The following is a 3,572-nucleotide window of genomic DNA, read 5'->3' as shown; positions in this document are numbered from 1 at the left end:
TCGTCTTTAGATACAGCCATGATATTTTCCTATTTCAAGCTTACAGAATTAAATAAAAGTTACTTATCCAAAATGGATTAAGCAGCTTGTTTTGCGTCGCGAACGGCCGCAAAAGTGCGAACCATTTTGCTGGTAGGCGCTTGCAAAGTACGAACAAATTTTTCGATTGGAGCTTTAAGCGTACCCATGAACATGCTAATAGCTTGATCTTTGGTAGGCATTTTCGCCAAACGGTCTAAATCAGAAGCAGGCAACAGCTTGCCACCTAATGAAACCATTTTGACTTCGAGTTTTTTGTTGTCTTTAGCAAAATCAGCCATGACACGTGCAACGGCACCTGGATCTTCCATAGAAAATCCGAATACCAAAGGTCCAGTCATTCCTTCCTGCATGCAGGCGAAATCAGTACCTTCAACAGCACGACGAGCTAATGTATTACGCACAACACGCAAATAAACATTTTGCTCACGCGCTGCAACTCGCAACGCTGTCATTTCTGAAACAGTCAAACCACGATATTCTGCTGCAACAGCAGAAAACGCAGATGATGCAATTTCAGCGACCTCAGCAACGACGGCCTTTTTACCTTCGAGATTTAAAGCCACCTAAGACCTCCTTAGGTTCACTACTCATAATCAAGTAGCGTGTGTTGCTAACAAAAGAAGTGTTGCCACTTCCACCTTCACGGCATTCAACCTCAGAATTTCTGTAGCTGAACCCGTCTGCGCAGGCAGACTTACGTCTATTAAATTTTCATGCCTGCGGTCTTAGACGACCCAGTGACTAGCACTGGGCGGTCCAAATTTTTTCTCAGCTTAAGCTAAGAATGATTTATCAACTGGAACACCGGCACCCATTGTGCTGGAAACACTAATGCGTTTAATGTAAATGCCTTTAGCAGAGCTTGGTTTCAGTTTATTCAAATCGTCTAACAACGCTAAAAGGTTTTGACGCAAAGCTTCTACTTCAAAGCTAGCGTTACCAATTGCGCAATGAATGATACCGGCTTTATCTGTACGGTAACGAACCTGACCAGACTTAGCATTTTTAACAGCTTCAGCAACGTTTGGTGTAACAGTTCCGACTTTAGGGTTTGGCATTAATCCACGAGGTCCTAATACTTGACCCAATGTACCAACGATACGCATCGCATCCGGAGAAGCGATAACAACATCAAAATCCATATTGCCGGCTTTGATTGATTCAGCCAGATCTTCGAAACCTACAATATCAGCGCCAGCTTCTTTAGCTGCATCAGCATTTGCACCTTGTGCAAACACAGCAACACGAACTGTTTTACCAGTTCCGTTTGGCAATACAGTTGAGCTACGAACGACTTGATCAGATTTACGTGGATCAACACCTAAGTTAATTGCGACATCAATAGATTCAACAAATTTAGCTGAGGCGTTATCTTTTACAAAACTTAACGCTTCATCAAGCTCAAACACTTTTCCAGCAGTCAGCTTCTCGCGAATAGCGCGACTTCTTTTTCCAAGAGCAGCCATTATTCAACCCCTTCTGTATTCAAACCCATGCTGCGTGCAGTACCAGCAATCGTTCTTACTGCAGCGTCTAAGTCTGCAGCAGAAAGATCCGGCATTTTTGTATTGGCAATTTCTTCCAATTGAGCGCGAGTAACAGTACCGACTTTATCGGTATTTGGGCGAGCACTACCACTTTTCAAGCCAGCTGCTTTTTTCAGCAATACTGCGGCCGGAGGCGTTTTAGTGATAAAAGTAAAGCTTTTATCGTTGTACACAGAAATCACAACTGGTGTAGGCAAGCCTGGTTCCAGATTTTGTGTTTTTGCGTTAAACGCTTTACAGAATTCCATGATGTTCACACCGTGCTGACCTAATGCAGGACCAACAGGAGGACTTGGGTTTGCCTGACCAGCTGCAACTTGCAGCTTGATGTAGGCCGTTATTTTCTTAGCCATCTTTAACTCCTAAACGGGTACAAACGCCTTGCGGCTCCCCAACAACATTCCAGTATTAACTGGGCTTCTTTTTTGCCTAGCCTTTGGCGACTTGGCTAAATTCAAGTTCAACTGGTGTAGAACGACCAAAAATAACCACTTCCACGCGCAGCTTACTTTTCTCGTAATTGACTTCTTCGACAACGCCGGTGAAATCATTAAACGGACCGTCAGTAACGCGAACCACTTCACCGGGTTCGAAAAGTACTTTCGGCCGTGGACTTTCAACGCCTTCCTGAACACGCTGCAGAATTTGCTCTGCTTCTTTATCCGTAATTGGCGCAGGACGATCTCCAGTACCACCAATAAATCGTAAAACCCGTGGCAGATCATTTACCACATGCCAGGTTTCATCATCCATTTCCATATTGACAAGCACATAGCCAGGAAAAAACTTGCGTTCGCTTCGGCGTTTTTGACCTTCACGCATTTCCACAACTTCTTCTGTAGGAACGAGAATGTCACCAAACTTTTCTTCAAGACCCATTCGGGCAACACGTTCCTCTAACGAACGTTTTACTTGTGCTTCATAGCCGGAATAGGCTTGTATTACGTACCAGCGTTTACTCATTTCACATCCAGCTTTATAAGGTCAGTGCGCGAACGGCCCAGCCTAAAAGTGAGTCATAGGCCCACAACATAATGGCAACAACAATGACCATAACAATTACAACCAGGGTCGTTTGTAAAGTTTCCTGCCGAGTTGGCCAGACAACTTTTCTCACTTCTACCTGAGTATCACCGATGTATGATAACACTGATGCACCCACAGTTGCTCGGGACACAATGAATAAGGAAAGTGCGGCCACCGCAAGGAGACCAAGCACACGCAGCAATGTTGAATACTCTGAGTAGGTATAAAACAAAGCAATCGCAGCGACCATTAAGGCGGCTGCGACTATCAATTTGAGTTTATCTGCCATTGTTTTTGTTATTAATCCATCTTGATGAAAACAAAAATGGCAGGCCAGGAGGGAATCGAACCCCCAACCTACGGTTTTGGAGACCGTCGCTCTGCCAATTGAGCTACTGGCCTAACATATGCTCTCATTCGGTTGAGCACCCATGTACTCAACCATAAGCATTACATACTATTCGACGATTTTAGCAACGACACCAGCACCAACGGTGCGGCCGCCTTCACGAATAGCAAAACGTAAACCTTCTTCCATCGCAATCGGATTGATTAAGGTTACGTCCATCTTAACGTTATCACCAGGCATGACCATTTCAATACCTGCTGGTAATTCACATGCACCAGTTACGTCGGTGGTACGGAAATAAAACTGTGGACGGTAACCATTGAAAAATGGTGTATGACGACCACCTTCGTCTTTCGACAAAATGTACACTTCCGCTTCAAACTTGGTGTGTGGCTTGATTGTGCCTGGGTGAGCCAATACTTGACCACGGTCAACGTCTTCACGTTTAGTACCACGTAACAACACACCAACGTTATCGCCTGCTTGACCTTGGTCAAGTAATTTGCGGAACATTTCAACACCTGTACAGGTGGTTTTTTGCGTGTCTTTGATACCAACGATTTCTAACTCGTCGCCAACTTTAACAATACCGCGCTCTACACGACCGG

Annotated in this window: 6 protein-coding genes and 1 tRNA gene; all 7 read right to left on the bottom strand. The window is 44.7% G+C overall.

Annotation, left to right across the window (positions count from 1 at the left end):
- Positions 1-77 precede the first annotated feature (77 nt).
- Positions 78-605 carry a 50S ribosomal protein L10 gene (rplJ, locus tag E8Q33_RS14715; protein ID WP_069296878.1) on the bottom strand — a complete coding sequence of 176 codons (528 nt, stop codon included), beginning with the start codon at positions 603-605 and terminating at the stop codon, positions 78-80.
- Between the two features lie 210 nt (positions 606-815).
- The gene (gene rplA, locus E8Q33_RS14710) at positions 816-1,508 is read right to left on the bottom strand and encodes a 50S ribosomal protein L1 (RefSeq protein WP_069296879.1); all 693 of its coding nucleotides are present in this window, start codon (positions 1,506-1,508) and stop codon (positions 816-818) included.
- Positions 1,508-1,942, bottom strand: a complete 435-nt coding sequence (rplK, locus tag E8Q33_RS14705; protein WP_069296880.1) for a 50S ribosomal protein L11 — start codon at positions 1,940-1,942, stop codon at positions 1,508-1,510. Before rplK ends, rplA begins: the two co-directional genes overlap by 1 nt.
- Positions 1,943-2,018: 76 nt before the next feature.
- Positions 2,019-2,552: a transcription termination/antitermination protein NusG gene (gene nusG / locus E8Q33_RS14700; protein WP_069296881.1), complete on the bottom strand. Its 534-nt coding sequence runs from the start codon at positions 2,550-2,552 to the stop codon at positions 2,019-2,021.
- Positions 2,553-2,565: 13 nt separating this feature from the next.
- Positions 2,566-2,904, bottom strand: coding sequence for a preprotein translocase subunit SecE (gene secE / locus E8Q33_RS14695; RefSeq protein ID WP_069296882.1), 339 nt, complete (start codon positions 2,902-2,904; stop codon positions 2,566-2,568).
- Positions 2,905-2,941: 37 nt separating this feature from the next.
- Positions 2,942-3,017, bottom strand: a tRNA-Trp gene (locus E8Q33_RS14690).
- A gap of 55 nt (positions 3,018-3,072) precedes the next feature.
- Positions 3,073-3,572: EF-Tu/IF-2/RF-3 family GTPase (locus E8Q33_RS14685; RefSeq protein WP_247870140.1), on the bottom strand; the 500-nt coding region annotated here is incomplete at its 5' end.

Source organism: Methylophaga sp. SB9B (assembly GCF_004832235.1).
Taxonomy (GTDB): domain Bacteria; phylum Pseudomonadota; class Gammaproteobacteria; order Nitrosococcales; family Methylophagaceae; genus Methylophaga; species Methylophaga muralis.
The sequence above is the reverse complement of the archived record's forward strand: the minus strand, read 5'-3'. Positions and strand labels throughout refer to the sequence as shown.

Excerpts from the sequence above, each read along its gene's own strand:
- rplK (WP_069296880.1), bottom strand. The coding sequence starts at position 1,942 with ATGGCTAAGAAAATAACGGCCTACATCAAGCTGCAAGTTGCAGCTGGT.
- rplA (WP_069296879.1), bottom strand. The coding sequence starts at position 1,508 with ATGGCTGCTCTTGGAAAAAGAAGTCGCGCTATTCGCGAGAAGCTGACT.
- nusG (WP_069296881.1), bottom strand. The coding sequence starts at position 2,552 with ATGAGTAAACGCTGGTACGTAATACAAGCCTATTCCGGCTATGAAGCA.
- secE (WP_069296882.1), bottom strand. The coding sequence starts at position 2,904 with ATGGCAGATAAACTCAAATTGATAGTCGCAGCCGCCTTAATGGTCGCT.